The organism is Burkholderia sp. AU27893 (assembly GCF_002223205.1).
GTDB lineage: Bacteria > Pseudomonadota > Gammaproteobacteria > Burkholderiales > Burkholderiaceae > Burkholderia.
Genome location: NZ_NKFD01000002.1, coordinates 974,114 through 990,571 on the forward strand (window position 1 = coordinate 974,114; position 16,458 = coordinate 990,571).

General features: G+C 67.7%; 15 protein-coding genes and 1 tRNA gene. 2 read left to right on the forward strand and 14 right to left on the reverse strand.

Going from position 1 to position 16,458, the window contains the following annotated elements:
• Positions 1-13: 13 nt before the first annotated feature.
• Positions 14-2,299: a penicillin-binding protein 2 gene (mrdA, locus tag CFB47_RS17745; protein WP_089441270.1), complete on the forward strand. Its 2,286-nt coding sequence runs from the start codon at positions 14-16 to the stop codon at positions 2,297-2,299.
• Between the two features lie 11 nt (positions 2,300-2,310).
• A complete protein-coding gene (gene rodA, locus CFB47_RS17750; protein WP_089461779.1) occupies positions 2,311-3,459 on the forward strand; it encodes a rod shape-determining protein RodA in 1,149 nt (382 codons plus the stop codon).
• A 104-nt stretch (positions 3,460-3,563) separates the two neighbouring features.
• Here rodA and CFB47_RS17755 read toward each other — a convergent pair whose 3' ends face one another.
• From CFB47_RS17755 to def, 14 genes are all read right to left on the reverse strand, one after another.
• Complete coding sequence (locus CFB47_RS17755; RefSeq protein WP_089457118.1) at positions 3,564-4,340, reverse strand: tetratricopeptide repeat protein; 777 nt, start codon at positions 4,338-4,340, stop codon at positions 3,564-3,566.
• Positions 4,337-5,122, reverse strand: coding sequence for an HpcH/HpaI aldolase/citrate lyase family protein (locus CFB47_RS17760; protein WP_089457119.1), 786 nt, complete (start codon positions 5,120-5,122; stop codon positions 4,337-4,339). The genes CFB47_RS17755 and CFB47_RS17760 overlap by 4 nt, the downstream gene beginning before the upstream one ends.
• 309 nt (positions 5,123-5,431) lie before the next feature.
• The gene (queD, locus tag CFB47_RS17765) at positions 5,432-5,884 is read right to left on the reverse strand and encodes a 6-carboxytetrahydropterin synthase QueD (protein WP_011353563.1); all 453 of its coding nucleotides are present in this window, start codon (positions 5,882-5,884) and stop codon (positions 5,432-5,434) included.
• Between the two features lie 18 nt (positions 5,885-5,902).
• Positions 5,903-6,535, reverse strand: coding sequence for a 7-carboxy-7-deazaguanine synthase (gene queE / locus CFB47_RS17770; RefSeq protein WP_011353564.1), 633 nt, complete (start codon positions 6,533-6,535; stop codon positions 5,903-5,905).
• A 75-nt stretch (positions 6,536-6,610) separates the two neighbouring features.
• Positions 6,611-7,345 (reverse strand): 7-cyano-7-deazaguanine synthase QueC, encoded by a 735-nt coding sequence (queC, locus tag CFB47_RS17775; protein WP_089461780.1) that lies wholly within the window; start codon positions 7,343-7,345, stop codon positions 6,611-6,613.
• 358 nt (positions 7,346-7,703) lie between these two features.
• Positions 7,704-7,779 (reverse strand) — tRNA-Phe (locus CFB47_RS17780).
• Positions 7,780-7,840: 61 nt separating this feature from the next.
• On the reverse strand, positions 7,841-8,542 hold the full coding sequence (gene esaR, locus CFB47_RS17785; protein ID WP_089441275.1) for a response regulator transcription factor EsaR: 702 nt from the start codon (positions 8,540-8,542) through the stop codon (positions 7,841-7,843).
• Positions 8,543-10,957 (reverse strand): sensor histidine kinase EsaS, encoded by a 2,415-nt coding sequence (gene esaS, locus CFB47_RS17790; protein ID WP_089441276.1) that lies wholly within the window; start codon positions 10,955-10,957, stop codon positions 8,543-8,545.
• A complete protein-coding gene (locus CFB47_RS17795; protein WP_039353770.1) occupies positions 10,947-11,537 on the reverse strand; it encodes a DUF4390 domain-containing protein in 591 nt (196 codons plus the stop codon). The genes esaS and CFB47_RS17795 overlap by 11 nt, the downstream gene beginning before the upstream one ends.
• On the reverse strand, positions 11,534-12,925 hold the full coding sequence (gene rsmB, locus CFB47_RS17800; RefSeq protein ID WP_089461781.1) for a 16S rRNA (cytosine(967)-C(5))-methyltransferase RsmB: 1,392 nt from the start codon (positions 12,923-12,925) through the stop codon (positions 11,534-11,536). The genes CFB47_RS17795 and rsmB overlap by 4 nt, the downstream gene beginning before the upstream one ends.
• Before the next feature lie 232 nt (positions 12,926-13,157).
• A complete protein-coding gene (gene htpX / locus CFB47_RS17805; RefSeq protein WP_011353570.1) occupies positions 13,158-14,015 on the reverse strand; it encodes a zinc metalloprotease HtpX in 858 nt (285 codons plus the stop codon).
• Between the two features lie 102 nt (positions 14,016-14,117).
• Entirely contained in the window at positions 14,118-14,753 is a 636-nt protein-coding gene (locus CFB47_RS17810; RefSeq protein ID WP_089441278.1) for a LysE family translocator, read from the reverse strand.
• A gap of 120 nt (positions 14,754-14,873) precedes the next feature.
• Complete coding sequence (gene fmt / locus CFB47_RS17815; protein WP_089461782.1) at positions 14,874-15,857, reverse strand: methionyl-tRNA formyltransferase; 984 nt, start codon at positions 15,855-15,857, stop codon at positions 14,874-14,876.
• A 34-nt stretch (positions 15,858-15,891) separates the two neighbouring features.
• Positions 15,892-16,395, reverse strand: coding sequence for a peptide deformylase (gene def / locus CFB47_RS17820; protein WP_006477461.1), 504 nt, complete (start codon positions 16,393-16,395; stop codon positions 15,892-15,894).
• Positions 16,396-16,458 lie beyond the last annotated feature (63 nt).

Sequence of the window (16,458 nt, forward strand, 5' to 3'; positions counted from 1 at the left end):
CGCTCCTAACCGCATGACCGAATTCAACGACACTCAACAGCAGCTCTCGAAGTTCCGCCTGCGCGTCGCGGCGGCGGGCGTGTTCGTGTTCGTCTGCTTCGGGCTGCTCGCGAGCCGCTTCTTCTACCTGCAGTTGATGCAGCACGGCAAATACGCGCTGCAGGCCGAGGAAAACCGCATCTCCGTTGCGCCGATCGTGCCGAACCGCGGGATCATCACCGACCGCAACGGCGTGATCCTCGCGAAGAACTATTCGGCCTATACGCTCGAGATCACGCCGTCGAAGCTCGACGACACGCTCGACAACACGATCGACAAGCTGTCCGAGATCATCCCGATCGACGCGCGCGACCGCCGCCGCTTCAAGAAGCTGCAGGAAGACTCGAAGAACTTCGAGAGCCTGCCGATCCGCACCCGCCTCACCGACGCCGAAGTCGCGCGCTTCACCGCGCAGCGCTTCCGCTTCCCCGGCGTCGACGTGCGCGCACGGCTGTTCAGGCAATATCCGCTCGGCACGACGGCCGCGCACGTGATCGGCTACATCGGCCGGATCTCGAAGCGCGACCAGGATCGCATCGACGCGATGAGCGACGACAACGACAGCGATCAGGAAAACTACGATCCGCGCCGCGACGCGAACAACTACAAGGGCACCGACTACATCGGCAAGATCGGCGTCGAGCAGAGCTACGAGACCGAGCTGCACGGGCTGACGGGCTTCGAGGAAGTCGAGGTGACGGCCGGCGGCCGGCCCGTGCGCACGCTGTCGCGCACGCAGGCGACGCCCGGCAACAACCTCGTGCTGTCGCTCGACATCGGGCTGCAGCAGGTGGCCGAGCAGGCGTTCGCCGGCAAGCGCGGCGCGCTGGTCGCGATCGAGCCGAAGACGGGCGACGTGCTCGCGTTCGTGTCGTCGCCGAGCTTCGACCCGAACTCGTTCGTCGACGGCATCGACCAGCAGACCTGGGACGAGCTGAACAACTCGACCGACAAGCCGCTCCTGAACCGCCCGCTGCACGGCACCTACCCGCCCGGCTCGACGTACAAGCCGTTCATGGCGCTCGCCGGCCTGACACTCGGCAAGCGCACGCCGGGCTGGGGCTTCCAGGATCCCGGCTACTTCACGTTCGGCGGCCACACGTTCCGCAACGACGTGCGCTCGGGCCAGGGCTGGGTCGACATGAACAAGGCGATCATGGTGTCGAACGACACCTACTTCTACATGCTCGCGCGCGACCTCGGCGTGAACTCGATCGCGAACTTCATGAAGCCGTTCGGCTTCGGCCAGATCACCGGGATCGACATCCAGGGCGAGGCGCGCGGGATCCTGCCGTCGACCGACTGGAAAAAGAAGGCGTTCAAGAAGGCCGCGCAGCAGAAGTGGTTCGACGGCGAGACGATCAGCCTCGGGATCGGCCAGGGCTACAACTCGTTCACGATCCTGCAGCTCGCGCACGCGACCGCGACGCTCGCGAACAACGGCGTCGTGATGAAGCCTCACCTCGTGAAGGAAGTCGAGGATCCGATCACGCGCGGGCGCCGCCTGACCGTGCCGAAGGAGAGCGAAACGATCCCGCTCAAGCAGGCCGACATCGACGTCGTGAAGCGCGGGATGGAGAACGTGATCGAGAACCCGTCCGGCACCGCGTACAAGGTGTTCCGCGGCGCGCCGTACCTCGCCGCCGGCAAGACCGGTACCGCGCAGGTGTTTTCGCTGCAAGGCTCCAACTACAAGGGCCACCTGCTCGCCGAGCACCTGCGCGACCACGCGCTGTTCATCGCGTACGCGCCGGTCGACCATCCGCAGATCGCCGTTGCGCTGGTCGTCGAGAACGGCGGCTGGGGTGCGCAGGCCGCCGGCCCGATCGCGCGCCGCGTGCTCGACTTCTACCTCGTCGACCGCCAGAACCCGCAGAACGAGGCCGCGGCCGTGGCTGCCGCGGCGTCGGCGACCGAACCCATCAACGCGCCGGTGATCGGCGACGCGAACAAGCCGGCTGCCGTCGCGGCCGGCTTCACCGCGCTGCCGCAGCCGGTCGTGCCGAGCGCGGCCAGCGCGGCGGAAGCGGCATCGGCCGCGGCCGCCTCCGAAGCAGCGGCTGCCGCCAGCGCCAGCGCTGCCCCGCCGGCCAACGCCAGTGCCGCTGCGCCGAGGGCCGCGAGCCTGCCGCCGATCCGGCGCCCGCACCGGCCACGCCGGCCCGCCAGCGATGCGCAGCCGCTCGTCGCCACGCCGCGCGACGACAATCACCGTGCAACGGCCCCCGCGAAAGCGGCGGACGCCGGCACCGCTCATTAACGGAGAAAGGCATGCAATTCGACAAGCGCGCCTGGCTCGACAAGATCAAGCAGATGTTCGCGGGCTTCGACCGCCCGCTCGCCCTCATCGTGTTCCTGCTGCTGTGCGTCGGCATCGTCACGCTGTACAGCGCGGCGATCGACATGCCGGGCCGCGTCGAGGACCAGTTGCGCAACATCCTGCTGACGTTCGTGCTGATGTGGGTGATCGCCAACATCCCGCCCACGACGCTGATGCGCTTCGCGGTCCCGCTCTACACGTTCGGGGTCGCGCTATTGATTGCGGTCGCGCTGTTCGGGATGACCAAGAAGGGCGCGAAGCGCTGGCTGAACGTCGGCGTGGTGATCCAGCCGTCGGAAATCCTCAAGATCGCGACACCGCTGATGCTTGCGTGGTACTACCAGCGCCGCGAAGGCGGGCTGCGCTGGTACGACTTCATCGCCGCGTTCGGGATCCTGCTGGTGCCGGTCGGACTGATCGCGAAGCAGCCCGACCTCGGCACGGGCCTGCTCGTGTTCGCGGCCGGCTTCTTCGTGATCTACCTCGCCGGCCTGTCGTTCAAGCTGATCGTGCCGGTGCTCGTCGCGGGCGTGATCGCGGTCGGCTCGATCGCCGTGTTCGAAGAGCGCATCTGCCAGCCCGAAGTGCAGTGGCCGCTGATGCACGATTACCAGAAGCACCGCGTGTGTACGCTGCTCGACCCGACTTCCGACCCGCTCGGCAAGGGCTTCCACACGATCCAGGCCGTGATCGCGATCGGCTCGGGCGGCGTGCTCGGCAAGGGCTACCTGAAAGGCACGCAGGCGCACCTCGAATTCATTCCGGAGAAGCACACCGACTTCATCTTCGCGGTGTTCTCCGAGGAATGGGGGCTCGTCGGCGGGCTCGTGCTGCTGACGCTGTACATGGCGCTGATCGCGCGCGGGCTCTATATCGCCGCGCAGGGCGCGACGCTGTTCGGCCGCCTGCTCGCGGGCTCGCTCACACTCGCGTTCTTCGTCTATGCGTTCGTCAACATCGGGATGGTGAGCGGCGTGCTGCCGGTCGTCGGCGTGCCGCTGCCGTTCATGAGTTATGGCGGCACCGCGCTCACGACACTCGGCATCGCGATCGGGATGATCATGAGCGTCGGGCGGCAGCGGCGGTTGATGAAGAGCTGACCGCGCAGCACGCACCGCATAAAGAAAAACGGCGCTTCAGCGCCGTTTTTTTCGACCGCGGATGACAACGCGGCCACGCAGTGCCGCGCGGCGCCCGCCCCCGCTCACGGCGGCGGCGCGTGCGCCCCGCCCGGCTCCGTGCCGGCGCCCGATGCCGGCCCCTGCGCCTTCAGCCGCGCACTCAGCTCCTTGAATTTCAGCCCGGCCGTCTCGTCGCCCTGCGCGGCCGCCGCCGCGTAATACGCGCGCGCGATGTTGAGGTTCTGCGCGACGCCGTCGCCACCGCGCTCGTAGAACGACGCGGTCACGTACTGCGCAGTCGGCTCGCCCGCGTCGGCGGCCTGCTTGTACCACGTGAACGCCTGCCGGTTGTCGCGCGGCGTGCCGCGTCCGTCGAGGAACTGGTTCGCGAGCGACAGCTCGGCCTGCACGTGCCCCTGCTTCGCCGCCCGCAGGAACCAGCGGTGCGCTTCGGCCGGATCGCGCGCGACGAACTCGCCGTCGTCGAACATCCGGCCGTATACGTACTGCGCATGCGACATGTTCGCGTCGGCCGCGCGCTTCAGCCAGCGCAGCCCTTCGTCGACGTTCGCGGTCACGCCTTCGCCCGTCAGCAGCATCATCGCGTAGTTGAATTGCGCGAGACGGTCGCCGCGCTCGGCCGCGTCGTGGAACTGCACCAGCGCCGCACGAAAGTCGCCGGCGTTGTAGTCGGCGACCGCCGACTGCGTCTCGTGCGACGGATCGGGCTTCGCTTGCGGCGCGCCCTGCGCGGCGGCCGCGATCCACACGGCCCACAGGCAGACCACCGCGCCGACCTGCCGGCGCCTCCCGAACCCACCCTGCGCGCGCCCACGGCTCGCGCCATCGCCACCGTTCATGACCGCACCTCCTGCAGCGCCTGCCGCGTGGCGCGCAACAACCAGCTGACGTCGGCCGACACCGTGATCATCCGGTAGCCGGCCTCGCGATACTGGCGGGCGGCAGCCGTATCGCCCGCGAAGATCCCGACCGCGACGCCGGCCTGCCGGCCGGCCGCGAGCACGCGCGCCATCGCGGTTTCGACGTCCGGGTGACGGATGTCGCCGAGGTGCCCGAGGCTCGCCGCGAGATCGGCCGGGCCGACGAACAGGCAATCGATGCCGGGCAGCGCCGCAATCCGCTCGACTTCGTCGACGCCGCGCGCCGATTCGATCTGCACGATCACCGCGACCTGCGCATTCGCCGTCTGCACGTAGTCGCGACGCATGCCGAACGCCGCCGCACGCACCATGCCGGCGACGCCGCGCAGCCCGTCCGGCGAATCGGGCGACGGATAGCGCGTGAGCCGCACCGCGTGCGCGGCGTCGTCGAGCGTCTCGATGCAGGGAAACATCAGCGTGCGCGCGCCCGCATCGAGCGCGCGCTTCACGAGCCACGGCTCACGCGCCGGCACGCGCACGACGGGCTCGCTCGGCAGATGGGCGGCTGCGATCGCGCGCAGCTGCGATGCAACATCGCGGCTGTCGTTCGGCGCGTGTTCCATGTCGATGCAGAGCCAGTCGTAGCCGGCATGCGCGAGCGCTTCCGCGGCCGAGTCGCTGCCGAGCGACAGCCACAGGCCGTACAGCGGCTCGTCGCCGTCGCGCAGGCGTTGTTTGAGGGAATTGGTGAGCGTGCTCATCGATACGGCCTCCTGGACGGAACGGCAATCGAACGGGACAAGCAACGGGCAAAGCGGCGCGCGACACGCCGGGCAAGCATTGCACGGCGGCGCCGGGACCGGGCCCTGGAACGTTGGTCGGCCGTGGGCGGCCGATCTGACAGCGCCGGTCGCGCAATGACGCGTGACAGCGTTTTTCGGCGCCACGCAACGATCATAGCGCGGCGTTACGCGGAATGTGGAAACGGACGGGGAGCGAGGCGGGACGGGGCCGCGGGGGGCGGCGTCAGGCAGCCCGCACCGGCTGGCGGGGCTGCCGGGAAGGCGGGATCAGCGGCCGGGCTGGCGCTCGACGTCGGCCCAGCAGTTCGGCGTTTCGTACAGACGCACGCGTTCGAGCCGCAGGTTCACGCCGTAGTGCGCGTCGTACACGTTCGCGAGGATGTCGAACGCGATCGCCGCGAGGTTCTCGACGGTCGGAATCCGGTCGATCACGACCGTCTTGTGGTCGGCCATCTGCTCGAGGAACGAGCGCACGACGTCGTCGCGCGCATAGACCAGGAACGCGTGGTCCCACTTGCCGACCAGGTGCTCCATCGCGAGCGCCTTCACGTCGGCGAAATCCATCACCATGCCGCGGTCGGGCGCCCCCTCGGTATCGACAAGATCGCCGCGCAGCGTGACTTCGAGCACATAGCGATGGCCATGCAGGTTCCGGCACTGGCTGCGGTGGTCGGGAATGCGGTGGCCCGCGTCGAATTCGAGTTTTCGGGTAATCAGCACGATGTCAAAAGCCGGGGCTCAGGGAATGTTCAGATATTTGTGGGTCTGCATCGACAGCCGCCACTGCGGATGACGCTTGCACCAGTCGATCGCGAGCTTCGTATTGAGGTCGCGCGACGGGCCGTCCATCGGCTGGACGAGGTAATACTCGAAGTCGAGCTTCGCGTAGTCGGCCAGCCGCTGGTTGTCCTGAGGGATCACGACCTTCAGCTCGTTGCCCTTCGTGACGACGAGCGGCGCGTCGGCCTTCGGGCTCACGCAGATCCAGTCGATCGATTCGAGCACCGGCAGCGAGCCGTTGGTCTCGATTGCGATCTCGAAGCCGGCCGCGTGCAGCGCGTCGACGAGCGGCTGGTCGAGCTGCAGCATCGGCTCGCCGCCCGTGCAGACGACGAAGCGGTGCGCCTCGCCCTCGGGCCACAGGCCGGCGATCGTCGCGACGAGTGCTTCGGCGTCCTTGAACTTGCCGCCGTTCTCGCCGTCGGTGCCGACGAAGTCGGTATCGCAGAAGCGGCACACGGCCTCCGCACGATCCTCTTCGCGGCCCGACCACAGATTGCAGCCGGCGAACCGGCAGAACACGGCCGGCCGGCCCGCGTTCGCGCCCTCGCCCTGCAACGTGTAGAAAATTTCCTTGACCGCGTAAGTCATCGTGCTTCGTCCGGCTCGCGCCGCTCGTTGTCGATCAGAATCCGTTAATCACCAGGCGCTACCGTTGCTGCTGCATCACAGCGGCGCTTCGGTCACCAGCTCGCCCTTCAGGTAGGCCTCGTAACCGCGCTTGCGCAGCTTGCAGGCCGGGCATTCGCCGCAGCCGAAGCCCCACTCGTGCAGCTCCGCGCGCTCGCCCACGTAGCACGTGTGCGTCTCGACGCGGATCAGTTCGACGAGCGCTTCGCCGCCGAGCTGTTCGGCGAGCTGCCACGTCTGCGCCTTGTCGAGCCACATCAGCGGCGTCTCGAGCACGATGCGCGTATCCATCCCGAGGTTCAGCGCGACCTGCAGCGCCTTCATCGTGTCGTCGCGGCAGTCGGGGTAGCCCGAGAAATCCGTCTCGCACATCCCGCCGACCAGCACGCGCAGCCCGCGGCGATAGGCGATCGCCGCGGCGATCGTCATGAACATCAGGTTGCGGCCCGGCACGAACGTGTTCGGCAGGCCGTTCGCCGCCGTCTCGATCTCGATCGTGCGCGTCATCGCGGTATCGCTGATCGCGCCGAGCACCGACAGGTCGATCATGTGATCGTCGCCGAGGCGGCCCGACCAGGCGGGAAAGTCACGCTTCAGCGCTTCGCGCACGCCTTCGCGACATTCGAGCTCGACGCGGTGGCGCTGGCCGTAATCGAAGCCGAGCGTCTCGACCGTCTGGTAGCGTTCGAGGGCCCATGCCACGCACGTGGCCGAGTCCTGCCCGCCGGAAAACAACACGAGCGCGCCGTCTTTAGCGTCTGTCCGAATCACCGTGATACTCCGTGAATGTGTAGGCTCGCGTCGCGCTGCGCGCCGGGGCCGGCTGCCGCCGGGCGGCCCGACGCGTGCCGGCCTGGGCCGGCTCGACCAGTATAGGCAGCGCCATCGGCCGCGAACGCGGCGGAGCGCTTATACCGCCCATCGCGCGGCATCGTTGCCGCGCGCCACGGCGGCGCCACGCTGGCAGCCTGCCGTGCGCATGAAGCGATGCGCTAAGTTATTGAGCGGACACGGATTTTATCATGCCCTCATGAACACTGCCGGGCACGCCATCCCACGCCACCCGTCACGCAAACCTCACCACAAACGAAAAACCCCAAGAACCTTCCGATTCTTGGGGTTTTAATTCTGGTGGCCTGGGTCGGAATCGAACCAACGACACGCGGATTTTCAATCCGCTGCTCTACCAACTGAGCTACCGGGCCAACGAAGAAGAGAAAGTATATCCACCCTCCGTTACTTGATCAAGTACTTTCGCAAAATATTTTATACGGCACCCTCGGACGGCTTCTTGCCGAGCTCGACACCGAGCTGCTTGAGCTTGCGATACAGGTGCGTGCGCTCGAGGCCCGTCTTCTCCGCGACGCGCGTCATGCTGCCGTTTTCGCGCGCGAGGTGATATTCGAAGTACGCGCGCTCGAACGCATCGCGCGCTTCGCGCAACGGGATGTCGAACGGGATCGCGGCCGTCTGGCCCGCGAGGCCGAGTGCCGCAGCCATGTCGTCGCCGAGCGTCGGCAGCGCAGCCGCGGACGCCACCGCCGCGGGCCCCGCCGCCTGCCCCGCACCGGCCTTCGCCGCCGCGTTCGCGGACACCGGCGCCGCACCGCGTGCGAGACCGTGCTCGACGGACTTCAGCAGCTTCTGCAGCGCGATGGGTTTCTCGAGGAAATCGAGCGCGCCGATCTTCGTCGCCTCGACGGCCGTATCGATCGTCGCGTGCCCGGACATCATGATCACGGGCATCGTCAGCAGCCCCTGCGCTGCCCACTCCTTGAGCAACGTCACGCCGTCGGTATCGGGCATCCAGATATCGAGCAGCACGAGATCGGGCGCCTGATTCAACCGGTATTCCCGCGCGGCCTGCGCGTTCTCCGCCGCCTCGACGACGTGTCCTTCATCGCTGAGGATCTCCGAGAGCAATTCCCGGATGCCCATTTCATCATCTACCACCAGGATGGTTGCCATTTACGCTGCCTTTGTCTGCTCACTTGCTTTTGTCTTGGCGGGGGCCGCCCCGTCCTGCACGCCCGATTCGGCGCCTGGCGCATCGCTCGCCATCTGCAGGAACAGGATCGACACCTGCGCACCCTCGACGGTCTCGCCGTGCATGCGATTGCGCAGATCGATCCGCGCACCGTGCTCATCGACGATCTTCTTGACCGTGGCCAACCCCAGACCCGTGCCCTTCGCCTTCGTCGTCACATAAGGCTCGAACGCGCGAGTCAGGATGCGCGCCGGAAAACCGGGCCCGTTGTCGGACACGGTAAGACGTACCGCGACGCGCGTTTTGCCCTCGGCGTCGGGATCGCCATATTCTACTGTCTTGGTTTCGATCAACACACGCGGATGCGCCGACTCCGCGACCGAATCCTGCGCATTCTGCAGCAGGTTGTGAATCACCTGGCGCAATTGCGTCGCATCACCGCGTATCACCGGCAGCGACGGCGCGAGCTCGGCGACGATCGCGCTCTTGCCTTCGCCCACCCCGTACAGCCCGAGCACCTCGCTCGCCAGTTCGTTCAACTGCAGGTTCGAGAGCACCGCCGGCGGCGTGCGCGCGTATTCGCGGAAATCGTCGACCATCCGCTTCATTGCGGCGACCTGATTGACGATCATCGTCGCGCCGCGCTTGAGCACGTCGGCATCGGGCGGGGCGAGCTTGTCGGAGAGCTTCATCTGCAGCCGCTCGGCCGACAGCTGAATCGGCGTCAGCGGATTCTTGATCTCGTGCGCGAGCCGGCGCGCGACCTCGCCCCATGCGACCGAACGCTGCGCGGAAATCACGTCGGAGATGTCGTCGAACACGACGACGTAACCGGACGTCTGCGGATCGTCGGCCTGCCCCTCGACCGTCGACACGAGGCGCGTGCCGCGCACGAGCAAGGTCAGCGGATCGGCTTCGCCCGGCACCTCGATCGCGAACTGCTGCTGCCAGTGGCCGCGATCGCCGCTGCCGCCGTCGGACGCCGCCTCGCGATCGGCGAACGCCTTGCGCACCATCGCGCCGAACCCGGCGGCCACGCCGATCCGGTCGAGCGTCGTGCCGATCAGCGCGTTGAACGGCTGCCGGAAGATCCGCTCGGCGCCGCGATTGGCCGTCGTCAGCCGGAACTGCCGGTCGAGCACGAACACGCCGGCCGTCAGGTTCGCGAGGATGCTCTCGAGATACGTCTTCGAATGCTCGAGCGCGACGCGGTTCTTCTCGACCGCGAGCCGCGCTTCCGACAACTGACGCGTCATCGCGTTGAACGACTGCGTGAGGAAGCCCAGCTCGTCGCGCGTCTTGATCTCGCGCTTCGGCGTGTAGTCGCCTTCGGTGACCTCCTTCGTGCCCTGCGCGAGCAGGAACAGCGGCCGCGCGAGCTGTTGGCCGAGCGCGAGCGCGAGCATCATCGCGATGAAGGTCGCGAGGAACAGCGCCAGCGTCAGCGTGCCGATGTACATCTTGCGCAGCCCCGTGCGGCCGAGCGACTTTTCCTGGTACTCCCGATACGCGCGCTGCACCGCGTCCGCGTTGTGGGCCAGCGTCGGCGGCACCGGCTGCGTGAGCTGCAGGAACCGTTCCGCCGGCTGCAGCAACGACGTCGATGCATCGGGAATCGGCCGCACGACGCGCAACCGCAGCGCACCCTTCGCGCCGTGCGCGCGCGGGTCGCCGTCGACTTCACCCTCGATCGCCGCGTACGCGCCGTGTTCGCGCGCCTGGTTCAGCATCAGCGGCGTCGGCAGGTCGTCCGGAATCAGCGCCGCGAAATTGCCCGACGCCTGCGCGACGATGTGCAGGTCGGGGGACGCACCCGAGCCGCCGCGGCTCGGCTCGACGATCGTCGCGTCCTGCACGCCGAACTGGTCGCGCAGCCGCAGCAGCGTGAGCGTCGTGCCGTTGGTGTTCGCATCGACGCTCGCGAGCTGGTCGGACATCAGCCGCGCCTTCGTCTGCAGATCGGACAGCGACGCATCGAGCATCCCGCGGCCGAGGTTCAGGCCGGCCGTCAGCGCCGTCTCGACGTTCACGTCGAACCACGACTCGATACTGCGCGACACGAACTGGTACGACACGATGTAGATGATCCCGCCCGGCACCACGCCGACGAGCGCGAAGAACACCGCGAGCTTCGCGAGCAGCCGCGTGCCGAACTTGCCCTTCCTCAGGCGCACGACGATCATCCCGATCAGCCCGAGCACCACGAGCAGGAACACGAGCGCGACGACGATGTTCGTCGCGTACAGCCACGAGTAATAGCGGTCGAAGAATTCGGTGTTCGCGCTCGCGGCCGCGAGCAGCACGAGCAGCAGCAGCGCGGTGAGCGCGACGGTCGAGACGATCACGCGAATGAGGAGGCTCTTCCCGCTGGCCGCGCGGCGCACTTTATTTAGCACGTTCGGTCACCGTGAAGTTGAAGCGCTTCCAGTCCGACCCGAGCGTCCAGTCGCGGTTGTTCACGGCATCGACCTGGAACGGCTTCGGCATCAGCGCCGTATCGAGTTGCATCCGCACCGATGCCGTATAGGTTTCGCCCGCGCGCACCTGGTTGCGGTCGATCACGTGCCACGACGTGATGTGACGGACCACCGCGAGCGCGTCCTTCAGCGACGGGAAACCGAGCTGCAGGCCGCCCGTCGACACGCGATATTCGCGCGTGAGCGGCTGGAACGACAGGCGGATCGTCTGCGTCACCGCCACCGGCTGCTCGTCGAACCAGTACCAGCGCGCCCGGCTCAACTCGAAGTCGGTCGTGAAATAAAGCGGAATGCCCTTGTTGACGGCATCCTCGAGGTTCGGGTTCAGCTCGAAATCGAAACGTGCGTCGAGCGCCCAGCCGCTTCCGTCGGACTGGAGCGACGCGCGCTGCACGGCGATCGACTCGGCATGCGCCGGCCGGACGACAGCCAGGCACAGCGTCAACGCGACCATCAGGACGGCCGCGAGCCGAAGTGGAAAAAGGTGTTTGATCGTCACCGTTTCTGAAACCGCGCGTAGAAAAATCCGTCGTGATCGGTGTTCTGGTCGAGTGCGCCGGCGGCCGCCCCTCCCTGCACTCCGCCCGGCAGCAGCTGGCCGGGGGCGTCCAATCGTACCGCATCTTCACAGGCCGCTTCAAACCAGCGGGCCTGCCATTCGCCTTCCTCGGGGAAGACCGAACAGGTCACGTAAAGCAGTTCGCCGCCCGGCTTCACGAGCGGCCACAACGCCGCCAGGATGCGGCGCTGTTCCGCGACGAGCGCCGGGATGTCGGCCTCGCGGCGCAGCCAGCGAATGTCGGGATGCCGACGCACGATGCCGGACGCCGAGCACGGCACGTCGGCAAGGATGCGGTCGAACGGGCGCCCGTCGTACCAGGCGTCGGGGGCGCCCGCATCGCCGACACGCACGTCCGCTTCGAGCGACAGCCGCACGAGGTTCTCGCCGATCCGTGCCGCGCGCGCGGCATCGCTTTCCAGCGCGACGACTTCCGCATCGGCCAGCTCGAGAATGTGGCCGGTCTTGCCGCCGGGCGCCGCGCATGCGTCGAGCACGCGCATGCCGTCGCGCGCACCGAGCCATTCGGCTGCGAACTGCGCGCCGGCGTCCTGCACCGACACGACGCCGTCGGCAAACCCCGGAATGCGATCGACCGGCAGCGCCGATGCAAGCCGCACTGCATGCCGGCCGATGGCGGTCGCCTCGATCCCGTTCTCGCGCAGCGTATCGAGATACGCGTCGACGCTCGCGCGGCGCGCGTTCACGCGCAGCGTCAGCGGCCCTTGCCGCTCGCCGGCCGCGAGGATCGCCTGCCATGCGTCGGGCCACGCGCGCTTCACCGAGTCGACCCACCACGCGCGGTAGTTCCAGCGCGCGACGACATCGTCCTGCAGCGCCGCGACGAGCGCGTCGCGCTCGCGCAGGAAACGGCGCAGCACCGCGTTGACCATCCCCTTCGCGAACGCGCATTCGCGGCGGGCGCCGATCACGGTCACAGCCTGGTCGACCACCGTGAACGCCGGATACGCGGCCTCTTCCGCCGGGTCGAGCAGCAGCGCGAACGCACCGGCGAGCACCGCGTGCACGTAGGCGGGCGGCGCCTTGCTGATGAGCCGGCCGATCAGCCAGTCCGCACTGCCGAGGCGGCGCATCGTCCGGTAAGCGACGTCCTGCGTCGCCCCGCGCGCGAGCGCCTGCGCACCGGACGGCATCTGCGCGAATACCGCCGACAGCGCCGCCGGCAGCGCGGTGCCGCGCCGCACCGCATCGACCGCCTGCGCGGCCGCATCGAGTGCGAAGCCGAGCGAATCGGGCGCGAGATGCAGCGCGGACAGGCGCGCCGGGCGGCCGGAAGAAGACGGAGCGGTAGAACGGGTTCGTGTCATCGGAGCAAATTCGGCAAACAAGCGCGGCCAGCGGGCACAGCAAGCAACTGCGGCAAACGGCGGGATCGCGGCGCCCGTGGGCGCTGCCATCCCAAACCGGGCATTGTAGCGTGCGATGCAGCAGGCCCTTTGGCCCCTTTACGGCACGCGCAAATGAAACACCCCGCAGCGCGGAGCGTGCGGGGTGGTGTGACGGCTCCCGCGCGGCAACTGCCGCACGGTGTGCCGTGGCTTAGTCGAAGCGGCCGGTACGCGCCATCTCCATCAGGCGCGCGATGCGCTCCTCGGTGGCCGGGTGCGTCGAGAACAGATTCTGCAGGCCGCCACCGTGCAGCGGGTTCATGATCATCATCTGCGCGGTGGCCGGATGCTGCTCGGCCGCCTGGAACGGGATGCCCGCCGCATAGCGATGGATCTTGTCGAGCGCGGTCGCGAGCGATTGCGGATCGCCGGAAATCTGCGCGCCGCCGCGGTCGGCCTCGAACTCGCGTGCCCGCGAAATCGCCATCTGGATCAACGCGCCTGCGATCGGTGCGAGCAGCGCGACCGCGATACCCGCGATCGGGTTGGCCGGCCGGCCATTCTCGTCGCGCCCGCCGAAGAACATCGCGAAGTTCGCGATGGCCGAGATCGCGCCCGCCATCGTTGCGGTGATCGTCGAGATCAGGATGTCGCGGTGCTTCACGTGCGCGAGCTCGTGCGCCATCACGCCGCGCATCTCGCGCTCCGACAGCACGCGCAGGATGCCCGTCGTCGCGGCGACTGCCGCGTGCTCCGGGTTGCGGCCCGTTGCGAACGCGTTCGGCGCGTCCTCGTTGATCAGGTAGACGCGCGGCATCGGCAGGTTCGCGCGCGTGGCCAGCTCGCGCACCATCCGGTAGAACTGCGGCGCCGTGTTCTCGTCGACTTCCTGCGCGTTGTACATGCGCAGCACCATCTTGTCCGAGAACCAGTAAGAGAAGAAATTCATGCCGAGCGCGAACAGCAGCGCGATCGTCATGCCCCGCGAGCCGCCGATCATCCCGCCGATCACGATGAACAGGGCCGTGATCGCGGCCATCAGCATCGCCGTTTTGACCCAATTGAACATACCCACTCCTTATCCGTCAGGGGACCCGCCGCGCATCAAAAAGGGCGCGACGGAGAATTGTAAGCGTTTTGTTAGATAAGGTCTTGGCGGAAAAATTCAATCTCATCGTTGCGATGTTGCAAGACGAAGACCGAGGCCGACGAAAGCGCTGCCGACCGTGCGGTCGAGCCACTTCTTGACGCCCGGCTTGCCGGAGAAGCGGGCCGTGACACTGCCCGCGACCCATGCGACGAAACTGGTCCACACCGTGCTCATCGCGACGAACACGCCGCCGAGGGTCAGGAACGCCCATGCCTTGTGCGGACTGTCGGCCGACACGAACTGCGGGAAGAACGACACGAAGAACAGCACGACCTTCGGGTTCAGCACGTTGGTCCAGAAGCCCTGCATGAACAGCTGGCGCAGCGGCTTCGCGGCTTGCGCGGCCGCCGTGCCCGACGGTTCGGCCGCCTGCTTCGCGATGATCATCCGCACGCCCAGGTAGATCAGGTAGGCGGCGCCGACCAGCTTGATCACCGTGAATGCGGCAGCCGACGCGGCGAGCAGCGCGGTCAGGCCGAATGCGCAGGCGAGCGCGTGAACGCAGCAGCCGGCCGAAATGCCCAGCGCCGACATCAGCCCCGCGCCGCGGCCCTGCGCGACGCTGCGGCCAACGATATAGGCCGTATCGGGGCCGGGCGTGACGTTCAGCAGGAAGACTGCCAGCACGAAGAAGCCGAAGTGGGTGATGCCGAACATGAAAACCTCGAAACCGGGGAGCGCAGGGAAATTCTACGCGCGCCTGCCGCGCCGCGCGACTCGGCCATCCGGCCGATTGCGCACGCCCGGCAGGCCGTGTCGAATGGCGGTCAGGCCGCGTCAGGCAACGTCGGTCAGCGCGAAACGCTGGCCCGCGGCGAGCGGTGAGCCGGCCAGGAATTCGCGCGCGGGCAGCCGCTTGCCGCCCGGCTTCTGCAACTGCGTGACACGCAGCGCACCGCTGCCGCATGCGACGACCACACCTTCCGGCGCGGCTTCGACGATCGTGCCGGGCGCCGCGTCACCGCGCGCCGCCACCGGCTCGGCTGCCCACAGCTTGATCGCCGCACCGTCGAGCGTCGCGATGCCGCCCGGGAACGGATCGAACGCACGCACCTGGCGCGCAAGCACGTCGGCCGGCTTGCGCCAGTCGAGCGCCGCTTCGTGCTTGCCGATCTTTTCCGCATAGGTCACGCCGTCGGCCGGTTGCGGCGTCGCCGGCAGCACGCCGTCGCGCTCGAGCTGCACGAGCGCGTCGACGATCAGTCGCGCGCCTTCGGCGGCGAGCCGGTCGTGCAGCGTCGCGGTCGTCTCGTCGGGCGCGATCGCGATGCGCGCTTCCTCGATCATCGCGCCGGTGTCGAGGCCGATGTCCATCTGCATCAGCGTGACGCCCGTCTCGGCGTCGCCGGCCTCGATCGCACGGTGGATCGGCGCGGCGCCGCGCCAGCGCGGCAGCAGCGACGCGTGAATGTTGATGCAGCCGTTGCGCGGAATGTCGAGCACTTCCTGCGGCAGCAGCAGGCCGTATGCGGCAACCACCATCACGTCATGCGGCGTCGAGCGCAGCAGCTCGATCGCGTCGGCCGCCTCGGCCGGGTACTTGCCCGCCCGGCGCAGCGATGGCGGTTGCGCGACGGACATCCCGTGCTCGACGGCGTAGCGCTTCACCGCGCTCGCCTGCAGTTTCATCCCGCGCCCGGCGGGGCGATCGGGCTGGGTGAGCACGAGCGGCACCGGAAAACCGGCCTCGTGGATCGCGGCGAGGGCAGCCGCGGCGAATTCCGGCGTGCCGGCAAAAACTACGCGCAACGTATGGGTCATGACAGCGTTCGGGGTCGGGCTGGGCGAACGCGAGTTACATCGCGCGTTCGAGTTTCTTCATCTTCGTCTTGATGCGCGTCTGCTTGAGCGGCGACAGGTATTCGACGAACACGCGCCCCATCAGGTGATCCATCTCGTGCTGGACGCACACGGCCAGCAGGCCCTCGCAGTCGAGCTCGAAAGTCTCGCCCTGCTCGTTGAGCGCGCGTACGCGCACATGATCGGGACGCTCGACTTCGTCGTAGATGCCGGGCACCGACAGGCAGCCCTCTTCATAGATCTGCTTGGCATCGCTCGACCACACGATCTCGGGGTTGATGAACGCGCGCAGCTCGTTCTTCTCCTCGGAGACGTCGATCACGATCACGCGCTCGTGCACGTCGACCTGCGTGGCCGCAAGGCCGATGCCCGGCGCCGCGTACATGGTCTCGGCCATGTCGGCGACGAGCTTGCGGATCCGGTCGTCGACCTTGTCGACGGGCTTCGCGACCTTGTGCAGCCGCTTGTCGGGGTAATGAAGAATATTGAGTAAAGCCATGGCGTTCGGTATTCGGTGGAGCGGCGTGCCGCATCGGCCATCCGGCCGGCTGGCGCTGCTGCC

What these genes read in the sequence shown, in the direction of transcription:
- htpX (WP_011353570.1), bottom strand. Translation starts at nt 14,015, where the DNA reads ATGTTCAATTGGGTCAAAACGGCGATGCTGATGGCCGCGATCACGGCC.
- mrdA (WP_089441270.1), top strand. Translation starts at nt 14, where the DNA reads ATGACCGAATTCAACGACACTCAACAGCAGCTCTCGAAGTTCCGCCTG.
- queE (WP_011353564.1), bottom strand. Translation starts at nt 6,535, where the DNA reads ATGACTTACGCGGTCAAGGAAATTTTCTACACGTTGCAGGGCGAGGGC.
- CFB47_RS17760 (WP_089457119.1), bottom strand. Translation starts at nt 5,122, where the DNA reads ATGAGCACGCTCACCAATTCCCTCAAACAACGCCTGCGCGACGGCGAC.
- def (WP_006477461.1), bottom strand. Translation starts at nt 16,395, where the DNA reads ATGGCTTTACTCAATATTCTTCATTACCCCGACAAGCGGCTGCACAAG.
- rsmB (WP_089461781.1), bottom strand. Translation starts at nt 12,925, where the DNA reads ATGACACGAACCCGTTCTACCGCTCCGTCTTCTTCCGGCCGCCCGGCG.
- esaR (WP_089441275.1), bottom strand. Translation starts at nt 8,542, where the DNA reads ATGGCAACCATCCTGGTGGTAGATGATGAAATGGGCATCCGGGAATTG.
- CFB47_RS17810 (WP_089441278.1), bottom strand. Translation starts at nt 14,753, where the DNA reads ATGTTCGGCATCACCCACTTCGGCTTCTTCGTGCTGGCAGTCTTCCTG.
- CFB47_RS17755 (WP_089457118.1), bottom strand. Translation starts at nt 4,340, where the DNA reads ATGAACGGTGGCGATGGCGCGAGCCGTGGGCGCGCGCAGGGTGGGTTC.
- rodA (WP_089461779.1), top strand. Translation starts at nt 2,311, where the DNA reads ATGCAATTCGACAAGCGCGCCTGGCTCGACAAGATCAAGCAGATGTTC.
- fmt (WP_089461782.1), bottom strand. Translation starts at nt 15,857, where the DNA reads ATGACCCATACGTTGCGCGTAGTTTTTGCCGGCACGCCGGAATTCGCC.